This is a genomic window from Gordonia malaquae NBRC 108250 (assembly GCF_000344135.1).
In the GTDB taxonomy this organism is placed as follows: Bacteria; Actinomycetota; Actinomycetes; order Mycobacteriales; family Mycobacteriaceae; genus Gordonia; species Gordonia malaquae.
On record NZ_BAOP01000032.1, the window covers coordinates 36,670 to 57,356 of the forward strand.

General features: G+C 66.2%; 20 protein-coding genes. 7 read left to right on the forward strand and 13 right to left on the reverse strand.

Annotated elements, in window-relative coordinates; all coding sequences use genetic code 11:
- Both GM1_RS22650 and GM1_RS17425 read right to left on the reverse strand, forming a co-directional pair.
- Complete coding sequence (locus GM1_RS22650) at positions 1 to 162, reverse strand: hypothetical protein (protein ID WP_169332796.1); 162 nt, start codon at positions 160 to 162, stop codon at positions 1 to 3.
- A gap of 82 nt (positions 163 to 244) precedes the next feature.
- Entirely contained in the window at positions 245 to 1,651 is a 1,407-nt protein-coding gene (locus GM1_RS17425) for an endoglycoceramidase I (RefSeq protein WP_008381015.1), read from the reverse strand.
- Positions 1,652 to 1,736: 85 nt separating this feature from the next.
- Here GM1_RS17425 and GM1_RS17430 point away from each other — a divergent pair, with 85 nt between their 5' ends.
- The gene (locus GM1_RS17430) at positions 1,737 to 2,888 is read left to right on the forward strand and encodes a DUF3089 domain-containing protein (RefSeq protein WP_008381017.1); all 1,152 of its coding nucleotides are present in this window, start codon (positions 1,737 to 1,739) and stop codon (positions 2,886 to 2,888) included.
- 17 nt (positions 2,889 to 2,905) lie between these two features.
- Here the strand turns inward: GM1_RS17430 and GM1_RS17435 are convergent, their stop codons facing one another.
- The 7 genes from GM1_RS17435 to GM1_RS17465 are packed head-to-tail and all read right to left on the reverse strand — an operon-like array spanning position 2,906 to position 11,248.
- On the reverse strand, positions 2,906 to 3,604 hold the full coding sequence (locus GM1_RS17435; RefSeq protein WP_040520573.1) for a hypothetical protein: 699 nt from the start codon (positions 3,602 to 3,604) through the stop codon (positions 2,906 to 2,908).
- Positions 3,605 to 3,615: 11 nt separating this feature from the next.
- Positions 3,616 to 5,079, reverse strand: a complete 1,464-nt coding sequence (locus tag GM1_RS17440; RefSeq protein WP_008381019.1) for a serine/threonine-protein kinase — start codon at positions 5,077 to 5,079, stop codon at positions 3,616 to 3,618.
- Between the two features lie 19 nt (positions 5,080 to 5,098).
- On the reverse strand, positions 5,099 to 5,731 hold the full coding sequence (locus GM1_RS17445; RefSeq protein ID WP_008381021.1) for a TetR family transcriptional regulator: 633 nt from the start codon (positions 5,729 to 5,731) through the stop codon (positions 5,099 to 5,101).
- A gap of 2 nt (positions 5,732 to 5,733) precedes the next feature.
- Entirely contained in the window at positions 5,734 to 7,977 is a 2,244-nt protein-coding gene (locus tag GM1_RS17450; RefSeq protein WP_008381023.1) for an MMPL family transporter, read from the reverse strand.
- 38 nt (positions 7,978 to 8,015) lie between these two features.
- Positions 8,016 to 9,410, reverse strand: a complete 1,395-nt coding sequence (locus tag GM1_RS17455; RefSeq protein WP_008381025.1) for a YibE/F family protein — start codon at positions 9,408 to 9,410, stop codon at positions 8,016 to 8,018.
- 58 nt (positions 9,411 to 9,468) lie between these two features.
- Positions 9,469 to 10,626, reverse strand: coding sequence for an acyl-CoA dehydrogenase family protein (locus GM1_RS17460; protein ID WP_008381027.1), 1,158 nt, complete (start codon positions 10,624 to 10,626; stop codon positions 9,469 to 9,471).
- Positions 10,627 to 10,666: 40 nt separating this feature from the next.
- Positions 10,667 to 11,248 (reverse strand): TetR/AcrR family transcriptional regulator, encoded by a 582-nt coding sequence (locus tag GM1_RS17465; RefSeq protein WP_008381029.1) that lies wholly within the window; start codon positions 11,246 to 11,248, stop codon positions 10,667 to 10,669.
- A 93-nt stretch (positions 11,249 to 11,341) separates the two neighbouring features.
- Here GM1_RS17465 and GM1_RS17470 point away from each other — a divergent pair, with 93 nt between their 5' ends.
- On the forward strand, positions 11,342 to 11,878 hold the full coding sequence (locus GM1_RS17470) for an SDR family oxidoreductase (RefSeq protein ID WP_157436156.1): 537 nt from the start codon (positions 11,342 to 11,344) through the stop codon (positions 11,876 to 11,878).
- 23 nt (positions 11,879 to 11,901) lie between these two features.
- On the opposite strand, the gene GM1_RS17475 is transcribed toward GM1_RS17470, so the two are convergent.
- Both GM1_RS17475 and nagE read right to left on the reverse strand, forming a co-directional pair.
- Positions 11,902 to 12,507 carry a phosphoribosylanthranilate isomerase gene (locus GM1_RS17475; protein WP_008381032.1) on the reverse strand — a complete coding sequence of 202 codons (606 nt, stop codon included), beginning with the start codon at positions 12,505 to 12,507 and terminating at the stop codon, positions 11,902 to 11,904.
- An 18-nt stretch (positions 12,508 to 12,525) separates the two neighbouring features.
- Positions 12,526 to 14,556, reverse strand: coding sequence for an N-acetylglucosamine-specific PTS transporter subunit IIBC (gene nagE, locus GM1_RS17480; RefSeq protein WP_008381034.1), 2,031 nt, complete (start codon positions 14,554 to 14,556; stop codon positions 12,526 to 12,528).
- Between the two features lie 179 nt (positions 14,557 to 14,735).
- Here nagE and GM1_RS17485 point away from each other — a divergent pair, with 179 nt between their 5' ends.
- The 5 genes from GM1_RS17485 to GM1_RS17505 are packed head-to-tail and all read left to right on the forward strand — an operon-like array spanning position 14,736 to position 19,503.
- Entirely contained in the window at positions 14,736 to 15,743 is a 1,008-nt protein-coding gene (locus GM1_RS17485; protein WP_008381036.1) for an iron-siderophore ABC transporter substrate-binding protein, read from the forward strand.
- Entirely contained in the window at positions 15,740 to 16,744 is a 1,005-nt protein-coding gene (locus GM1_RS17490; RefSeq protein WP_008381037.1) for a FecCD family ABC transporter permease, read from the forward strand. Before GM1_RS17485 ends, GM1_RS17490 begins: the two co-directional genes overlap by 4 nt.
- Positions 16,741 to 17,775, forward strand: coding sequence for a FecCD family ABC transporter permease (locus tag GM1_RS22785; protein WP_008381038.1), 1,035 nt, complete (start codon positions 16,741 to 16,743; stop codon positions 17,773 to 17,775). Before GM1_RS17490 ends, GM1_RS22785 begins: the two co-directional genes overlap by 4 nt.
- Entirely contained in the window at positions 17,772 to 18,572 is an 801-nt protein-coding gene (locus GM1_RS22790; protein ID WP_008381040.1) for an ABC transporter ATP-binding protein, read from the forward strand. The genes GM1_RS22785 and GM1_RS22790 overlap by 4 nt, the downstream gene beginning before the upstream one ends.
- Positions 18,562 to 19,503, forward strand: a complete 942-nt coding sequence (locus tag GM1_RS17505; protein ID WP_008381041.1) for a siderophore-interacting protein — start codon at positions 18,562 to 18,564, stop codon at positions 19,501 to 19,503. The genes GM1_RS22790 and GM1_RS17505 overlap by 11 nt, the downstream gene beginning before the upstream one ends.
- A gap of 63 nt (positions 19,504 to 19,566) precedes the next feature.
- Here the strand turns inward: GM1_RS17505 and GM1_RS17510 are convergent, their stop codons facing one another.
- The gene (locus tag GM1_RS17510; protein ID WP_008381042.1) at positions 19,567 to 20,103 is read right to left on the reverse strand and encodes a Uma2 family endonuclease; all 537 of its coding nucleotides are present in this window, start codon (positions 20,101 to 20,103) and stop codon (positions 19,567 to 19,569) included.
- 53 nt (positions 20,104 to 20,156) lie between these two features.
- A complete protein-coding gene (locus GM1_RS17515; RefSeq protein WP_052005459.1) occupies positions 20,157 to 20,663 on the reverse strand; it encodes a Uma2 family endonuclease in 507 nt (168 codons plus the stop codon).
- Positions 20,664 to 20,687: the final 24 nt, after the last annotated feature.

Genomic DNA, 20,687 nt, shown 5'->3' on the forward strand with positions numbered 1-20,687 from the left:
CTACTTGTAATTCTTGATGATCTGCAGAACCTCGTCGGTGTCGATGTTCTTCGCGATGAGCTTGCCGTTCTTCACCTTCCGAATGCTGTACAGGTCAGCCTTCTTCGCGACGGCCACGTGGAGTCCGGCCTTCTTCGCCTTCTTGTTCAGATCTTCCAGCACCAGTGGATGGTAACTGGTGAAAGTGAACGACAACGCACTGTCCCGCGTGACGGCCCGAACTGGCCGCAGAAAGGGATTTGCATCACTTCGCGGTGACCGACACGGTGACCGGTCCGGCGCCCTCTGCGGACACGTGGAGTCGGCCGTCGGACGCCGTCACGTACTGCCCGCCGGTCACCTGAACGGTGTAGCCGTTCGGGTAGTGCACCGACGACGGGTAGATGACGGTCGGAGTGCTGATCGCCGGGTTGGGGCGGTAGGTGAACGAGAATGCGCCGGTGGCCGTGTCGAAGGTCATCGCGCCGGGACGTCCCGCGGTGGCCTGCGGGTACGTGCGGACGAGCTGGCGGGCGACCCCGGACAGCGACTGGCCGCTCGTGTAGTGCCAGTACATCCAGCCGACGAATCGCTTGTCCGCCCGATCGAGCGTCTGACTCAGAACCGTGGCGTCGACGTCGCCGAACTCGGTGATCACCACCGGTTTGCCGGTGCGGCGGAACACCTCGTCGACGTGCGTCCACGTGAGGCCCTGCTGCGCCGAGCACAGCGACCGCAGACTCTCGGGGAGTCCGAGGTAGATCGCGAGCTGCGACGGGATGCAGTAGTCGTGCGGCGCGATCACGACGTTGCGGTCCTTGATTCGCTTGAGGCCCATGTACGACGGCATCATCTGGTTCCAGGTGACGTTCGGCTCCCAGTAGACGGGGACCGTGGGGTCGCCCTGGCGGACGTAGCGGGTGAGCTTCGACATCGTGTTCTGGTACTGCACGTCGAACAGTGGGCAGCCGATCGGGAAGCAGGTCAGGGCTGCGGTGCCCGGCCATGGTTCGTTGAGCAGCTCGATGCCCATCACGCCCGCATGGCCCTTGAGTCCTGCGGCGAGCGCCTTGAGCGCGGTGCCCAGATGGTCGACGATGCCGTTGCGGTTGGTCCACACCTCGTCCCAGGCCGCGTTCATGCTCGGCATGAGGTAGTACAGCGGGAACCCGGGGTTCGGCTCACCGGGCAGGGGGCGCGACTTGACCGCCCATGCGGGGAATCCGTTGCCGCCCCACGGGGATGACATCCCGTCCTGATGATTGTCGAGGAGAGTTCGGATGCCGTGGTCGGCGAGCATGTCGACCACCGCCGTCACGCGTCCGATGTAGTCCTCGTCGACGTCGCCTTTCGTGGGCATCAGCGCGTCGAATGAGACGCCGAGGCGCACGGAGTTGAATCCGTACCCCGCGAGTTTCGCGGCGTCGGCCGCGGTGACGGTGAATCCGTCGCCCGCCTTGATGTACGGCGCCTCCTTGTCGACGTTGTTCACGCCGTGATTCAGCACCACGCGACCGGCCGCGTCGACGATCGACGTGCCGCGTGTGTGCAGCGCGCTCACCGCCAGCGGATCGGCAGGAGCGGCGGACGCCTGCGGTGCGACGAGCATGGTGGACGACACGACGGCGCCGATGGTGACGATGAGCGCGACGATGCTGCGGGGCAGAGACATGGCCGTACCCTACTCATGAGTCAGGTCACTGTGGCAGGGTCTAGTAGTCGAACGTCACAGATCGCATGCCTGGAGAGGGATATTCATGCCATTTCGTCGTAACGGACCATTGTTCGCGCTCGTGGCGGCGGTGGCCGTCGTAGCCGGTCTGTTCGTGGCCCCGCCGCCTCCGGCCGCCGCTGAGCCCGCCGTGCAGTGGCTGTGCCGTCCCGGCAGTCTTGACCCCTGCGACCTGAAGAACGACCGCACCGACCTTCTTACCGGGAAGACTCATCCGGCCACGGTGACGCCGGACTCGGCGAAGAAGGCCGACTGCTTCTACGTCTACCCGACAGTCACCGATCAACCGTCCCTGCTGGCCGACAAGAAGCCCGTCCCGTCGGTGCAGTCGATCGCTCGTTTCCAAGCGGCGTCGTTCAACGACCTGTGCCGCGTGTACGCGCCGGTCTACCGCCAGATGACTCTGTGGGGCCTCAGCCCGGCGATGATGGCGTCGTGGGTCGGCAACCGCGACATCCCGAACACGTCGTACGGCGATGTGAAGCGCGCGTGGCAGAAGTACCTCCGCGACGACAACAAAGGGCGGCCGGTGATCTTCATCGGGCATTCGCAGGGGACCATGATGCTGCGCAAGCTGATCCGCGAGGAGATCGACCCGAAGCCGGAGCTGCGTCGTAAGATGGTCGGCGCCTTCCTGATGGGCGGCAACGTGATGACGGCGCGCGGGAAGACCACCGGCGGCGACTTCCGGAACACTCCCATCTGCACCCGCCGTGCACAGACCGGATGTGTGGTGGCCTATTCGACCGAACTCGTCGGCCTGCCGTCGTTGTTCGGCAACAGCAGCCTCGATGCGCTCAGCACTCCGATGAACCTGCCCACCGGTCCGGCCTTCCAGGTCGCGTGCACCGACCCCGACAGGCTCAGCGGCGACTACAGTCCGGCTGCCGCGACCGTGCCCAGCCGCCCGTACGCGGCGAGCATGATCGCCTTCCTGATGAAGGTGTCGACGTTCCCGGGTGATCTCCCGACGTCGAAGTCCACGTGGACCACCGGGCCCGGTCGGTGGAAGGTGAACTGTGTGAACCCGAGCGGGTTCCACCGGTTGCACGGAACGCCTGTGGTCCCGCAGCACTTCAACGAACTGCCGCTCTTCGATTCACATCTTGTGGACCTGAACCTCGGCATCGAGAAACTGCACTCGATCGCAGCGCAGCAGCTGGCCGCCTACCGCTGACTGACGTACCGAGTGGCCTACTCGGCCGTGCCCGACTCCAATGCGGCGCGAACTCTGGTCTCCAACGCTGTGGTCCCCGCGGCAGGAAGATGGATGAGGCCGTCCAACTCGGTACGGGCCCGCTCGTACGCTTGGCAGCGTTCCTGCGGTGACGCGCCGTCGTCCATCGCCAGGGCGAGCAGTCGTTGGGCGCGGGCCAGCCGTTCCTGCTCGACAGGGCTGAAATCCGACCGTCGACGGCGTTTCGCCTCCTGTTCGGCCAGATCGAGAGACGTCGTGTAGTCGTGCACGGCGTCGCGGTAGGCGCGGACCGCTGCCGGGTCGGCGGAGTCGTCCGCAGGCGGCCGGAGGAGTTCGGCGCGGCTCCGCGCGCGATGGAACTTCTCCGTCAGCGGTTCGCGGAGGTCGACGAGCATCGGATAGTCGAGCAGGGTCGCGAGATCGGTCTCATGGGCGAACCACCGTTCGTCGGTGGCATTGTGATCGGCGACCGCCGATGCGAGCTCCCGTTGCACCGAGGCGGCGTCGATCCGCCCTCGACTCTCCGCCTCCGCGCGGGCGACGCTCGTCTCCTGCTTGATGCGGTATCGCTCGAGACTGCGTTCGGCACGCCGTTCGTTCCAGGCTGAGACGGCGCGCATCGCACCGCCGATCGATCCGCCGAACACGAAAACGAGCCACCAGTACTGGCCGATGAAGCCCCACATGGGCTCCATTGTGCCGTGGTTCAGCAGATCTCGGTGCCGACCGGAGTCGTGTCGTCGAGGAAGCGGGCATACGACGCGCCGCCGAACGACGCCTTCTTCGCGCAGGTGGCGGCGACGGAGGAGCCCTCGAAGTAGACGGCGTAGATCGGGCTTCCGTCGTCGTACGCCTGGCGCATCGATGAGCAGGAGTTGTCCGTGCGCAGGTACTTCGCGCCAGGGTTCGCGGCGAGCGCGGCGCCGATCTCCTGTTCGTACTGGCCGGGAGTGGTCGCGTTGTACACGATCAGAATGCTCTGTCCGTCGCATGCGGGGACGGTGATCGGCGTCGACAGTCCGAGGTCGCCCGAACCCCGCGTCGGTGCCGGACGGGTGGTGGTCTCGGTGACCGTGGTGGCGGTCGCGGTCGCGGTGGATGCCGAGATGGTGGTGGTGGACACGGTGACGCTCGTCGGCGAGGCGGCGACCGGGTCGGTGTCGGAGGTCTTCATCGCCATCCAGACGGCTCCGGCGCCCGCGATCAGGGCGACTACTGCGACGGCAGTGGCGATCAGAGCCACACGAGCGCCGTTCGACGCCGGTGCGGGCGGGGGCGTCGGATGCATGACCTGGTGATACGGCATAGCGGGGGAGGGCTGCGGTGCGTGAACCGGGGCGACGAGGGTCGGCGTGTGGCGGCCGTCGAGTGCGGCTTTCGCGGCGGCGGCGAACTCCCCGCATGAGGCGATCCGCTGGGTCGGGTCCTTTGCGGTTCCCGCCGCGATCACCGGGTCGAGGACGGTGCCGGTCGGCGGAATGGGCCTGGTCAAGTGGCCGGTGATGATCTTCTCGTAGCTGGTCGACGGGTACGGTGGCGCCCCGGTGACCGCCTCGAACAGCACACAGGCCAGCGAGTAGACGTCGCTGGCAGGGGTGAGCGCGATGTCGTCACTGAACCGTTCCGGGGCCATGTACGCGAACGACCCGATCGCCGATCCGGTCGCGGTGAAGCGTGTGGCGCCGGCCGACTGTGCGATCCCGAAGTCGACCAGGTAGGCGAAGTCGTTGCTGTCGACGAGGATGTTCTCCGGCTTCACATCGCGGTGCAGGAGCCCGGACGCGTGCGCCGCGTCGAGTGCGCCTGCGATCTGCGCGATGAGAGCGACCGCCCGTTCGGCGGGCAGCGGTGTGTCTTTGATGAGACTGCGCAGGTCACGGCCGTGGACGATGCGCATGTCGAGGTACAGCAGTCCGTCGATCTCACCGAAGTCGTGGATCGGGATGACGTGCGGGTCGTTGAGCCTGGCGACCGTCTGTGATTCGCGAAGGAACCGGGCACGGAACTGGTCGTCGTCCGCGAGATGGGGCGGCAGCAGTTTCAGAGCGACGGTGCGGTCCTTGACCGAGTCGACGGCCTCGTACACCTCGCCCATCCCGCCTCGCCCGATGAGTCGGACGAGGCGGTAGGGACCGAGTTCGGTGCCGGAACGATCGGCTGAGCTGCTCATGTGGAACAGACTAATCGGATCAGACTGGCAGGCTCGCCTCGAGCAGGTCGATCGCCTCGATGCACTCCTCGAGCGTCGGGATCTCGCCGTTGCCGCTGTTGTCGACGACATGGAAGAGGACGCCCGTCACTGCGGCGATGAAAACCCGCAGTCGAAGGTCGTCTGGGCGGACACCGAGATACTCGGCGATGAATCCAGTCGTCTCGGAGATGACGGCGTCCGACTCGGTCTGATGCGCTGCGAACAGTGTCGGCTCCGTTTGGATCAGACGATAACGAGCCATGTTCGACGCCCATTCGTCCTCCGCGGCGATCGCGAACATGTCCGACACCATGCGCCGAAGGAGGTCGAAGCGACTGAGACCCGGCTCGATCCCGGAGAACATCGCAGTCCGGCGCTCGTCGTCGAGGTCGTCTTTCAGGACCACCTGTTCTTTGCTCTGGAAGTACCGGAAGAAGGTCGTGTGCGAGACGTCCGCGGCGTCGGCGATCTGGGCCACCGTGGTCGCGGTGTATCCCTGCCGCTCGAACAGGTCCATCGCGGCGGTGCGGATCGCGTTCCGGGTGCGCGCTTTGTTGCGTTCCCGCAGACCGGGCCGCGGCCCCGGGGGAGTCCCCGGGGCCGCGGTCTGGGTGGAGCTCTCGGTCGACATGGCTACTTCGCCTCGAGCGCCTCTGCGTCGGCCACCAGCGTCTCGGTGGTCTCGTCGATGCCACGATCGCGCACCTTGCTGCCTTCGATGTCGAAGTCGACGACAAGCTTGTCGAGCCACTTCGGCAGACCCCATGCACGGTCGCCGAGGAGGGAGATCACGGCCGGGACGACGATCATGCGGATGATGAAGGCGTCGAAGAACACTGCGATCGCGAGGGCGAAGCCCATCATCTTCGCGGTGGTGTCCGGTGCCAGCATGAACGCGGCGAACACGCTGATCATGATGATCGCGGCCGAGGTGACGACGCGGGAACCGTGACGGTAACCGGCGACGATGGCCTCCTTCGCGGACATCCCGTGCATGTACTCCTCACGCATGCGGGTCACCAGGAACACCTGGTAATCCATCGCGAGACCGAAGACCACACCGATCAGGAAGATCGGCAGGAACGCGATGATCGGCTTGGTGTGATCGATCATGCCGAGAGCGCCGTCGGTGAAGATCCACGTGGTGATGCCGAAGGTGGCGAGCACCGAGAAGAGGAAGCCGACGGTGCCGATCAACGGCACCCACAGGGAACGGAACACGCCGATCATGATCAGGAACGCGAGTCCGACCACCACCACGAGGTACGGGATGAGGGCCTTGTCGAGCTTGGCCGACAGATCGGACATGATGGCCGTCTGACCGCCGACGTGGATCGACGCGCCCTGCTTCTCGATGTCTCCGGCGATGCCGCGGATGTCCTCCACCAGGTCGTGGGTCTCCGGGGCCGACGGTGCGGTCTTCGGAACGATCTGGATGATCGCCGAGTTCGCGCCGACATTCGGGTTCTTCGGATCGGTGGTGCCGTTGCCCATCCACATCAGGGCGTCGGGCGATGCGACGCCGGGCAGTTTCGCGATCTGGGTGACGGCGGCGTTCGCTGCGGCGTCGATGGTGCCGTTGTCGGTGTGCATGACAGCAACGAGCGGTCCGGCGACGCCTTCACCGAAGCCCTTGGCGACGAGTTCCTGAGCGGCCACCTCGTCGTCGGTGGTGGTGTCCATGCCGATCTGCATGCCCTTGATTGGCAGGGCGGCGGCGATCAGGATCGCGAGGCCGGCGACGATGAACACGACGGGACGCTTGACGACCATCGAACCGAACTTGACGCCGAACGTCTCGGTCGACTCGTCGGCGTCGCCGTGACGCAGCCACGGGATGCGCGGACTGAAGGCGAAGCGACCGAAGGCTCCGAGCAGGGCCGGGATGAACGTCAGGGCGGCCAGAACGGCGACGATGATCGCGAGGGCGGCGCCGAGACCCATCTGGGTGATGAACGGCAGGCCGATCACCATGAGCGCAGCGACCGCGATGACGACCGTCAGTCCGGCGAAGACGACCGCGGTGCCGGCCGTGCCGACCGCTCTGCCTGCCGCGTCTTCACGAGAGCCGCCGCGATTGATCTCCGATCGGTAGCGGGACACGATGAACAGCGCGTAGTCGATGGAGACTGCGATGCCGAGCATCGTGATGATGCCGGTCGCGGACTGATTCACCGAGATCCACTCGGCCGACAGGGTCACCAGCATCATCGTGAGGCCGACTCCGACGATGCCGGTGACGAGCGGAATGAACGCGGCGATCAGCGCGCCGAATGCGACGATCATGATGACGAAGGCGATGGCGAAGCCGATCATCTCGGCCGCCCCACCCCGTTCCTTTGCGCTCATGACGCCGCCGGTGGCCTCGACCTGCAGGCCGTTCACCCGGTGTTTCTCGAGGACGTCGAGGAGTTCTGTCTTCGATTCGAGTTTGACGTCCATCAGGTCGATGGCCTGCGGGACGGTGATTAGGCCGACGCGGCCCTCGTCACCGAGAACCGCCGACGCCATCTGCGGGGCCGCGGCCGCGGCGGTCACCGGGTTGACGATGGCGTCCTTGGTGGCCTTGGGGAGTCCCTGCAGGCCGGTGACGAGCTTGTCGATCTCGGCGGTGTGGGCGGCGAGGCCGTCCTCGGCGCCGATCACGACCGTCGTCGACGCCTGGGACTGCGCCTTGTTGGCAGCGGGGAAGTACTCCTCCAACTGCGTCATGGCGGTGCCGCCGTCGGTGCCGGGCAATTCGAAGTCCTTGGAGAACTTCGGCTGCATGGCGTTGACCAGCGATCCGGTGATCACGAGCGCGGCGATCCACGCGACGATCACCCACCACTTGTGCCGGAAGGAGAACCGCCCGAGGCGGAAGAGAATCGATGACATGCTAACGATTGTTAGTCAGTAACAGTTTCGCCGCAACCTCAGGCGGACGTGACGTCCGTCGCCTTGCCGCCCGGGACCACCAAGGCCGCGGCGACCGCGGTGGTCAACGGCACCGACAGGGCGAGGGCGATGCCGCCGACGAATGCGCGTGCGAGTTCGATGGCGACCTCCTCCGAGCTCAGCAGCGACGACACCGGTTGTCCCGCCACGGAGAACAGCAGGAGCAGGGGGAGTGCGCTGCCCGCGTAGGCGAACACCAGCGTGTACACGGTGCTCGCGATGTGGTCGCGGCCGACGCGCATCGCTGCACGGAATGCGCCCAGCCGCGTCTGATTCGGCATCGCCGCCAACTCGAAGGTGGCCGATGCCTGGGTGATCGTCACGTCGTTCAGCACACCCAGGGTGCCGATCACAAAGCCCGCGAGCAGAAGGCCCTGGAGGGAGATCGTGCCCTGGTACATCTGCAGACTCGTCGTCGACGACGCCGACAGTCCGGTGAGCGACAGGGTCGAGATCGCGGCATTGCTCAGCAGGCCCGCGACCACCAGCGACAACAGAGTTCCGACAAGTGCCGCACTGGTCCGCAGGTTGACGCCGTGAGCGAGATAGAGGACGGCGAACAGGATGGCCGCGGCGGACACGATCGCGACGATCACCACGTCGTTGCCGTCCAAGATCGACGGCAGGGTGAAGAAGCCGAGAACCGCGAAGGCGATGGCCAAGCCGAGGATGGCGCGCAGGCCGCGCCAGGTGGCCACCACCACGACTGCGAGGACGAAGGCGATCGCCCAGAAGATCAGCGGGGTGCCGCGAGCGAAGTCGTAGAACGCGTAGCGCAGCGAAGCCGTCGACGACTCGGCGCTCTGGTCGGGCATTGCGCTGACCTTGATCGAGTCGTCGACGACGAGGCGGGGCTGACCGGGCTGCGGGTCGTCGGGCGCGCCGACGGACATGTCCGCGGAGTCGGGGCCGGTGCCGGACTGGGCCTTGTTCGTCGGGATCGACAAGACCGTGTACCGGCCTTCGTCTGGACCCGATTTCAATGCCAGCACGGTCGCGATGCACGGACCTCCCGTGGTCGGGATCTGCGGGAAGTCGGCCGTCGGGACACCGGCGTCGATCATCGAGCAGTCGGTGCGGGTTGTCGCGACGACGGTGGCCTCGTACACCTGGAGTGCTCCGCCGTCCGACGATTTGTACTGCATCGGTATCGGATGAGCGGCGTTCGACGGCCACGTCAAGAACACTCCGACGGCCACGAACACGGCCGCTGCGGCGAGGACCACGATGACGGCGGGTTTGGCGAACCGTGTGAGGGTGCCGGGGATGTCTCCGCCGTGCGAATGATGGTGATGATGACCGTGGTCGACGGGCGCATGAGGAGGGTGTGAGACCTCCGGCTGCGGATCTGGGTCCGGTAGTCGGTGGCTCACGCCCTCCAAGTCTGCCCGAAAGCGGTCTGCGCCGCTCTCTCAGGCTGGTGACCTGTGGTTACAAGCCCATGTTCTTGGCGATGATCGAGCGCATGACCTCGCTCGTTCCGCCGTAGATGCGGTTGACGCGGTTGTCCGCGTACAGGCGCGCGATCGGGTACTCGTTCATGTAGCCGTAGCCGCCGTGCAGCTGGAGGCAACGATCGATGATGTCGGCGGCGGCCTCGGTGCAGAACAGCTTGGCCGACGCGGCGTCCGCTGCAGACAGTTCCTTGCGGTCGTACGCCTCGAGAGCGCGGTCGACGACAGCCTCCATCGCGTCCGCCTGCGCCTGGCATGCGGCGAGCTCGAACTTGGTGTTCTGGAACGCCGCGACCGGCTTGCCGAACACGTTGCGCTCGAGTGTGTAGTCCTTCGCGAAACGGATCGCCGCCACTGCCTGCGCGTACGCGCCGACGGCGATCGAGAGGCGCTCGCGGGGGAGGTGCTGTCCCAGGTAGTAGAAGCCCTGGTTCTCCTCGCCGAGGAGGTCCTCGACCGGAACCAGCACGTCTGTGAAGGCGAGTTCGGCGGTGTCCGAGGTGCGCAGGCCCAGCTTGTCGAGCTTGCGGCCGATCTCGAAGCCCTTGGTCTTGGTGTCGACCACGAGCAGGGTGATGCCGAAGCGGCGGTCCGACTCGCTCGGCGCCGAGGTGCGGGCACACACGATCACGCGATCGGCGTTGACGCCGCCGGTGATGAAGGTCTTCGCGCCGTTGAGGACGTAGTGGGTGCCGTCGTCGGTGAGCTTGGCGGTGGTGCGCATGCCTGCGAGGTCCGAACCGGTGCCCGGCTCGGTCATGGCGATGGCGAACATCGTCTCACCGGACGCCATGCCGGGGAGCCAACGCTGCTTCTGCTCCTCGTTCGCGTGCTTGAGCAGGTAGGGGAGGCACAGCGGGATGTGCGCTGCACTGCCGCCGAGGCTGACGCCCGCGCGCGCCATCTCCTCGGTGACGACGGCCTCGAACTTGTACGAGTCGATGCCTGCGCCGCCGTACTCCTCCGGGACCTCGATGCCGAAGAGGCCGAGCTCGCCCACCTTGAGGTAGAAGTCGCGCGGGACGATGCCGTTCTCGAGCCACTCGTCGTACACGGGCACGATCTGGGTCTCGATGAAAGCGCGAACGGTCTCGCGGAACGCTTCGTGGTCTTCGTTGTAGATCTCGCGGCGCATCGCCGCCTCCTTCATTGTGTCGACTGGAACTGATGTCGGGTCAGGCTGCGCCCACCATGCGCAGGGAGAGGTCGGCGAAGTAGTCGCCGACCGCTTGCGGGCTCCAGGATCGACCGTCGCGGAACCACCGCGACACGTCGACGGCCAGGGAGGCGACCGCGGTGGTGGTCATGGGAATGTCGCCGATCGTGAACGCGCCTTCGGCGACGCCTGCGTCGAGGACCGCTGTGATGGCGACGTCGATGCCGACGCGCATCTCGACGATCTCGGCGAGATGGTCGGGTTCGAGACGGGTGAACTCGTAGTTCACGACGCGTGAGCTCGCGTGGTTCTGAGCGTGGTAGACGATGAAATCCCGGACCAGGGTCCGCAGTCGTGTCGTCGCATCGGCGTCGAGAGCGGCCGCGGCCTGCACGATCTCGAGGAGTTCGCGGTGGCCCTTTCGGCTGATCTCGTAGAGCAGTTCCTCCTTGGAGGAGTAGTGCACGTACACCGCGGCCGGACTCATGCCCGCGGCCGCCGCGATGTGTCGGGTGCTCGTGCCGTGGAAGCCGTGGTCGGCGAACGATGCCATCGCGCCGTCGAGGAGGCGCTGACGCGTCAGGTCAGATTTGGATGACATATCCGCTCCCTTCTGGCACAGTGGAAATAAGCGATCGCTTATTTCTAGAAGATGATACCTCAGAAGGGATGAAAGACATGACTGCAGACCGCGGTGAGCGACGGATCGTCGTCACCGGAGCGGCATCGGAGATCGGCCGAGACATTGCGACGCGGGATGGCCGCAGACGGGCACCGCGTGCTCATCAACGACCTCGATCCGGTGGCGCTCCACGAACTCGCGCACCAGATCGGGGCCATCGCGGCGCCGGGCGACGCCGACCTCGTCGACATCGCAGTGGAGTGGCTCGGTGGGGTCGACGTGTGGATCGGGACCTCCGGATCCGCCGCAGGTCAGGGACTTGAAACGTCCGACGACGCGTGGAGCGACATGTGGGCGGACGCCGTGATGGCGCACGTTCGTGCGGCTCGTGACCTGGCGCCTCGATGGGCGGCCGACGGCAGCGACGGGCTTCTTGTCGTGGTCCCGCCCGCGGGCGACCTGCCGGCCGAGGTCGCCGCCGGGGCCGTGGGCGCCTTCACCCGCTGGCTCGACGACGCGCACCGCGACTCGGGTGTGAGCGCGCACACGATTCGGCCGATTGGCGGACGGTCGGTCGCCGACGACGTGGCAGCACTCGTCGCGCCCTAAGCGGACTCGAAGCGGGCCGGATCTTACGAAGCGGCCTTCGCCGCGGCGATGAAAGCGCGGACCTTGGCGTGGTCTTTGACGCCGGGCGAGGCCTCGACGCCGCTCGAGGTGTCGACTCCCCACGGGTGAGACCGCTTGATCGCGGCGGCGACGTTGTCGCCGGTCAACCCGCCGGCGAGGAGCCAGGTTCCGGACACTGCGCGGTCGGTGAGAACAGTCAGGTCCCAGGTCTCGCCCGAGCCCGGCTTCGGTGCGTCCAGCAGCAGAGCATCCTCGCCGTACGCCCCGACCTCCAACGGCGGGTCGTCGGCGAGCGACGTCGCCCGCCAGAGGCGAGGAAAGATCGCGGCGGCGGCGTCGAAGTCGGCCCGGGTGTAGGCGCCGTGCAACTGCAGGACGGTGAACCCGAGGTCGGAGGCGATGCGTGCGGCGTCGGCCGCGGGCATGTCGTTGACCACGAGCACCGTGTCCAGCAGACTGCCCGCTCGATCGACGATCGAGCGGGCAGTCTCTGCGTCCACGGCACGTGAACTCGTCCGGTTCATCACCACTCCGACAGCGTCGGCGCCGGCCTCGACGGCGACGTCGACGGTGTCGGGATCGGTGAGTCCGCAGACCTTCACGTACATGAGGTCAACGGTAGTGGATCAGAGGAGTTCGACAACCGCCGACTTGTCGTTCATCACCACGACGGGCGTCACCGTCGGGTAACCGGCGGCTTCGATCTTCGCGAGATCGACATTGAGCAGCGCCTGGCCCTCGGTGACGGTGTCGCCCGCCTTGACGAGCGGCTCGAAGCCGTCGCCCTTCATCTTCACGGTGTCCAGGCCGACGTGGATGAGGACTTCGGTGCCGTCGGTCAGCTTGAGGCCGATGGCGTGTCCGGTCGGGAAGACCGTGACGACGGTGGCGTCCGCGGGGGCTGTGACCTCTCCCGACGTCGGGACGATCGCCGCGCCCGGGCCCATCATTCCCGATGAGAACGTCTTGTCGGGGACCTCCGACAGTGCGATCGCGTAGCCCTGCAGCGGACGCTTCAGGGTGACGGTCGCGGTCTTCTCGAGGGTGGCGACCGGGCCGGAGTCGACAGTCGCGTCCGGAACGGCGTCAGGGACGTCCGCGGCGTCCGGAGCGTCGATCTGACCGGCCATGATCTTCTCCATCGCGTCCTTCACGAACTGGACGTTGAGACCGTAGATCACTTGGACGGAGTTGCCGCCGGGCTTGATGGTTCCGGCCGCGCCGGCGCGCTTGAGCGCTGGTTCGTCGATGACCGAGGTGTCGGCGATCTCCATCCGGAGGCGGGTCGCGCAGTTGTCGAGCTCGGTGATGTTGGCCTTGCCGCCGAGCGCGTCGATGAACTTGGCCGCAGTGCCGACGAATCCTGCGGACGAGTCGCCGTCCTCGCCCTCCACCTCGTCGTCGTCTTCACGACCGGGGGTCTTGAGCTGGAACTTCAGGATCACCCAGCGGAAGACGAAGAAGTAGATCAGGAACCAGATCGGGCCCATGATCAGGATGATCCACGGGTTCTCGGCCATGGGGTTGGTCCAGTTGAGCACCAGGTCGACGAAGCCGCCCGAGAAGCCGAAGCCCATGCGGACCGGCAACAGCTGGCTGATCGCCATCGAGATGCCCATGAACACCGCGTGGATCAGGAACAGGAACGGTGCGAGGAACATGAATGCGAACTCGAGCGGTTCGGTCACGCCGACGAAGAACGACGCCACCGCACCCGACAGCAGGATGCCGTAGGCGATCTTCTTGCGCTTGGTCTTCGCCGTCACGTACATGGCGAGTGCGGCGCCGGGCAGACCGAACATCATGATCGGGAAGAAGCCGGTCATGTACTGGCCGGTGACGCCGAAGACGCCCTCGCCCTTGTCGCCCGCCGCGAAGTTCGACAGATCGTTGATGCCCGCGACGTCGAACCAGAACACCGAGTTCAGGGCGTGGTGCAGGCCGAACGGGATGAGCAGTCGGTTGAAGAAGCCGTAGACGCCCGAGCCGAACGCGCCGAGTCCAACGATCCACTCGCCGAAGTTGACCAGGCCGGTGTACACGAACGGCCAGACGAACAGCAGGATCAGTCCGACGATCAGGGAGACGCCAGCGGTGACGATCGCGACCGAGCGGCGGCCCGAGAAGAACGACAATGCGTCGGGGAGTTTGGTGTCCTTGAAGCGGTTGTAGCAGAGCGCGCCGATCACGCCGCACAGGATGCCGATGAAGGCGTTCTGGAACGACCCGGGCGCAAACGCCGCGTTGACGTCGGGCGACTGCAGGACCAGCTTCCCGCCGACTTCGGCCACCTGCTGGCCTGCGCCGAGCTTCGAATCGGGGTTGAGTTCGGAGTCCGCGAATCCCGTGTTCAACAGGGTCATCACCGAGGTCGGGGCGAGCAGGCTGGTGATGATCAGCCATGACACCAGGCCGGCGAGCGCGGACGTGCCGTCCGACTTCTTCGCCATGCCGATGGACACACCGACGGCGAACAGAATCGGCATGTTGGCGATGATCGCCAACCCGGCCGTCTGCAGGAACGATGTGACGACGTTCGCCTGCCCGTCGTTCGCGCCGATTATCCAGTTGGATATACCGACGAGGATCGCGGCAACCGGCAGTACTGCAACTGGCAGCATGATTGATTTGCCGAGGTTCTGTAGGAATTTCATCATGCGGATCTCGCCCGTTCCTCACCTGTGACGTAGTGAACACTTGGTGTGTGTCCGGCTAGACAATACAGCGGGCGGGGCGTTCGATACCGGCGTTCTGCGGGGAGTATCTGGGCGGCTGATATGTTAGGGCAGGCTACCCAAGATTCTTGTACGGCTCCATTTGTGAAAGGCCCCCGATCATGCGCAAGACCCGACTCTTGGCGCTGCTCACCGCAGCTGCGCTCGCGGTGACTGTCACCGCTTGTTCCTCGTCGTCCGACGACACGACCGCCGGACCGTCCGGTGAAGGCTTCCCGATCACCGTCTCCCACGCTCTCGGCTCGACGACCATCGAGTCGGCAGACCGCATCGCGACCGTCGGCTGGTCGAACCAGGAGGTTCCCCTGGCGCTCGGCGTGGTTCCGGTCGGCATGGCGAAGGCCACCTGGGGAGACGACAACAACAACGGCGTTCTGCCGTGGGTCGAAGACAAGCTCAAAGAACTCGGTGCTGAGACTCCGACGATGTACGACGAGACAGATGGCCCCGACTTCGAGGCTGTCGCAGCGACCGAACCGGACGTGATCCTCGCCGCGTACTCCGGAATCACCAAAGACCAGTACGACAAGCTCAGCAAGATCGCACCGGTCGTCGCCTACCCGAAGATCCCGTGGGGCACCACGTGGGAGGAGACAATCGCGCTCAACTCGAAGGCGATGGGTCGTGAGGGCGACGGCCAGAAGCTGATCGCGGACCTCACCGCACAGGTGAACGCTGCCGTCTCTGCGCATCCCCAGCTGAAGACGACCAAGACCATGTTCGCGTACCTGGAGCCGACTGACCTGAGCAAGATCGGCTACTACACGCTGAACGATCCGCGCGCCGAGTTCCTCAAGACTGCGGGCCTGCCCGTTCCGTCGGTTGTCGAGCGTTCGTCGTCGGAGACCGACAAGTTCTACGTCGACGTCAGCGCTGAGCAGGCCGACCAGTTCAACGACGTCGGTCTGATCATCACCTACGGTGACGACAGCACCCTCGCTCGGCTGCAGGCCGACCCGCTGCTCGGCAAGATCCCGGCGATCAAGGCCGGTCATGTCGCAATCCTGCAGGACTCCACCCCGTTGGCCGCAGCGTCGAACCCCTCGCCGCTGTCGATTCCGTGGGGCGCCGCGAAGTACTTCGATCTGATGGCGGCGTCACTCAAGTGACACGCACCCGGGTGACCGGGCGGATCGCGTTCCTGCTCATAGCGCTCGCCGTCCTGGCGGTCCTGTTCTGCGTGTCGATCGCGTTCGGCAACCGAGAGGTGTCGCTCGACGAGATCGGCAATGCGCTGTTCGGGTCCGCCGACTCGTTCGGCGAGGCGGCGATCGTCAAGCGAGTGCCGCGGACTGTGCTGGCGATCCTGGTCGGCGCGGCGCTCGCGCTGTCGGGCGCCGGCATGCAAGCGGTGACTCGTAACCCGGTCGCCGACCCGGCGATCCTCGGGATCTCCGGTGGCGCGTCGCTCGCAGTGGTGGTCGGGTTGGTCTTCTTCGGACTCACCGACCCGTACTCGTTCATCGGAGCCGCGATCATCGGTGCAGCCCTGACCGCGCTGTTCGTGTACGCGGTCGGTTCGATGGGTCGCGGCGGTCCGACGCCGTTGAAGCTCGCACTGTCCGGTGCGGCGACGGCCGCTGCGATCACCTGCTTGATCAGCGCCGTGCTGCTCCCGCGTGTGGACGTGATGTCGAAGTTCCAGCGCTGGCAGGTCGGCGGTGTCGGCGGTGCCGAGTGGGACCGCATAGCTGCCCTCGCCCCGGTGCTGGGTGTCGGAGTGCTCATCACGTTCGCGTGTGCGCGAGGCATGAACTCGCTCGCCCTCGGTGACGATGTGGCGACCGGGCTCGGTGAGAACGTTGCTCGCACTCGACTGCTCACGGGCGTCGCCGCCGTTGTCCTTGCGGGCGCGGCGACCGCGATCGCGGGGCCGATCGGCTTCGTGGGTCTGCTGGTGCCGCACGCGTGCCGTGCGATCATCGGCACCGATCATCGGTGGCTGCTGCCGTTCACCGCTCTCGTCGGCGCATCGCTTCTCGTCCTGTCCGACGTGGTGGGACGCGTGATCGCACGGCCAGAAGAAGTCGACGTCGGCGTCGTCACGGCGATCATCGGCGCGCCGTTCTTCATCTGGATCGTCCGTCGACAGAAGGTGCGTGAACTATGACGACGACGATCCAGTCCGTTCTCGCCGGACGTCGGTCGCGCGGGCGCCGTCGGATCACGATCCTGGCAGTGCTCGCAGCCCTGTGCGTCGTTCTCTTCTTCGTGTCGCTCATGGTGGGCTTGAAGTTCTATCCCTTGGACACGGTGATCCGCGTGATGTTCGGGGAAAATGTGCGCGGCGCGACGTTCACCGTCGGCGAGCTCCGGCTGCCGCGCGCGTGCCTCGCTGCCTTGTCTGGTTTCGCGTTCGGTTTCGCCGGCGTGACGTTCCAGACTCTGCTCCGCAATCCACTCGCCTCACCGGACATCATCGGCATTTCGTGGGGCGCGTCGGCGGCGGCAGTCGTCGGCATCGTCGTCTTCGGTCTCACCGGTACCTCGGTGTCCATGGTGGCGTTAATCGGAGCGGTCGCAGCCGCGGCGGCGGTCTACGGACTGTCGATGAACGGCGGTTTCGCAGCCACGCGACTCATCCTGATCGGCATCGGCCTCGCTTCGATGCTCACCAGCATCGTGTCGTACACCTTGGCGCGCGCGTCCGAGTGGGACATCGCGGTGGCGTTGCGCTGGCTCACCGGCAGCCTCGGTGAGCCGTCATGGGACCGAGTCGTTCCGCTCGCCGTCATCGTCGCCGTCGTCACGCCGCTGATGCTCTACCGGTCGCGAGACATGAACTCCCTCGCGCTCGGCGACGACACCTCGGCGGGGCTCGGCGTTCACGTCGAACGCACCCGGCTCCTGTACATCCTCGGTGCGGTGATCCTGCTCGCGTTCGCCACGGCCGGAGCCGGACCGATCTCGTTCGTCGCATTCATGTCGGGGCCGATCGCCGGGCGATTGATGACTCGCGCCGGCGGATCGATGCTCGTCCCGTCCGGGCTCGTCGGTGCGATCCTCGTGATGTCCGCCGACCTCATCGGTCAGTTCGCGCTGCCGCACCGTTACCCGGTCGGCGTCGTGACGGGTGTGCTCGGCGCCCCGTTCCTGATCTATCTGCTCATCCGTGTCAACCGGTCGGGAGGAACTCTGTGACCGCTCACCACTCATTGCACGCCGAGAAGATCCGGCTGTCGTACGGCGATCGGGTGATCGTCGACGCCTTGGACCTCGAAGTGCCGCCCGGCCTGATCACGTCGATCGTCGGGGCCAACGGTTGCGGGAAGTCGACGCTGCTGCGGGCACTCGCACGACTGCTCGGCCCGACGTCGGGCCAGGTGATTCTGGACGGCAAGGACATCTCGTCGCAGCGCTCGCGCGACGTCGCTCGGGTGCTCGGTCTGCTGCCGCAGAGTCCCGTCGCGCCCGAGGGCATCACGGTCGCCGACCTGGTCGGACGTGGCAGGCACCCGCACCAGCGGGCACTCGCCCGGTGGACGGCTCACGACTACGAGGCGGTCGCCGACGCCCTCGACGCGACGGGAATCGCCGACCTCGCCGACCGGTCGGTCGACGAACTGTCCGGTGGACAGCGCCAGCGCGTGTGGATCGCGATGGCGCTCGCACAGGAGACCGACATCCTGTTGCTCGACGAGCCCACGACATTCCTCGACGTCGCCCACCAGGTGGAGGTCCTCGACCTCCTCACCGACCTGCGCGAGGCGCGTGGCACCACGATCGTGATGGTGCTGCACGACCTGAACCTCGCGGCTCGTTACTCGGATCGGCTGATCGCAATGCAGTCCGGCCGGATCCACTCCAATGGAACACCCGAAGACGTCGTCACGTCCGAACTGGTCAGCGACGTCTTCGGGCTCAAGAGTCAGATCCTCACCGACCCCGTCTCGGGGAAACCCGCCGTCATGCCGATCGGAAGGCACCATGTCCGCTGACACCACCAGCCCGTTCGTTCTAGCTCGCGCCGACGTCGACGTCGTCGAACCGGTATCGCCGAACTTCGTACGCATCACCTTCACGGGGGCGGACGTCGATCAGATGGCGACCCCGGGCAACACGTTCGACCAGCGGATGAAGATCATCTTCCCGCCCGCGTCCGGAGTCCTGCCCGACTTGGCAGGCGGCGACGACTGGTATCAGCAGTGGCTCGACGTCCCCGAAGACCAGCGCGGTTCGATGCGCACGTACTCGATCCGCGACGTGGTGGTCGACGACAACGGAACTACGAAGCTCGTCGTAGATTTCGTCCTGCACCTCGAGCCCGGCCTGACCGGTCCGGCGGCGACGTGGGCGTCCCGTGCGCAGCGCGGCGACACGGTGCTCCTGATGGGTCCGCGCCGCGGACGCACCGACGGCGGCGGAATCGAGTACGCCCCGGGTGGCGCCGAATCGGTTCTCCTCGCGGGTGATGAGACAGCCGCACCCGCGATCGCCAGGATCCTCGAAGACGCACCGTCCGACCTGCGTGGCGACGCGTTCATCGAAGTGCCCACCGAAGCCGACATCCTGCCCTTCGCCGCACCCTCAGGTGTGGCCGTTCATTGGCTGCCGCGCGATGGCGCGGTCCACGGGGAACGTCTGCGTCCCGCCGTCCTCGAACACCTCGACGCGAGCACCGCCGGTTCGACCGCGGATTCGGTCGACGCTCCCGACGAGGAGTCGCTGGTCTGGGAGACGCCGGACTTCTCCGGACTGGGCGAGGAGATCGCTGACGTCGCAGAACCGTCCGATCGCTACTTCTGGATCGCGGGGGAGAGCAAGGTCGTCACCGGAATCCGTCGGCACCTCGTGAAAGAACTCGGTGTCCACCGTTCCCAGGTCGCCTTCATGGGCTACTGGCGCCACGGCGTCGCGATGAAGGGCTGACCCCCGGGGACGCCTTTGTTCCCCGCGCGCGCACCTCCGTTCCCCGAGCGCAGTCGAGGCGGGTCACCTGAGCGCGTCGAGGTCGACCGTCACCGCGAACGGGACGTCGGACGTGTGGACGCCAGTGACCCACTCGCCGACGTAGCTGCCGTCGACCAGGGTGAGCGCCTCCAGGCGAGGTGTCCCCTCGAGGTCGACGATCCAGTAGTTCGCGATCCCGGCCTTCGCGTATTCATGCCGTTTGGCGACCAGGTCTGTGGTCCGGCTGCCGGGGGAGAGGACCTCGACGACGAGGACGACATCGGCTGCGCGAAGCTCCGCATCGCCCTCGACGGCGACGACGATGTCCGGTGCCCGCACGGTCGCCCGGTGCCGGACGTCGATGGTGACATCGACCTCCCCGAGGACTTCGAGGCCGGGCGGACAGGATTGGACGAGTCGACTGAAGATCCGTCCTGCCGCGCGCTGATGGGCCCTCCGCGGTTTCGGTGACACGATCAGGACCCCCTCGACGAGCTCTGACCGCACCGACGTGTCCTCCCCCAAGGCACGCCACTGCTCCAGGGACATCCGTTCGAGGTGTCGTGAAGCCAGGGTCATGAGGCCGATTCTAGGCTCGGCTGTCGGCCCGGGCCAGCGCGTCGTCCACAGGGTCAGGCGAGGGCGTCGAGGTCTATCGTCACCGGGAACGGGGCGTCGGAGGTGTGGGTTCCGCTGACCCAGTCTCCGACGTAGCTGCCGTCGACCAGGGTGAGTGCTTCCAGGCGAGGTGTTCCCTCGAGGTCGATGATCCAGTAGTTCGCGATCCCGGCCTCCGCGTACTCGAATCGCTTGAGGACGAGGTCGACGCGTCGAGTACCGGGGGATAGGATCTCGACGACGAGAACCACGTCACGCGCGACGAGAGGCCCGGTCGCCCGCCGTGTGAGGACAAGGTCCGGTCGACGGGCGGTGGACGGAAACGCGTAGTCCAGGACGACGTCCACTTCGGGTATTAGGTCGCATTCGGCTGGAAGGACCGCATGCAGGTCGACACCGAGACGCATGATCGCGCGTTGATGTCTCGCCGTTGGACTCGGCGACACGATCAGGACCCCCTCCTGAAGTTCTGACCGCACGGACGTGTCCTCCCCCAAGGCACGCCACTGCTCCAGGGACATCAACTCGTTGTGTCGCGAAGTGTC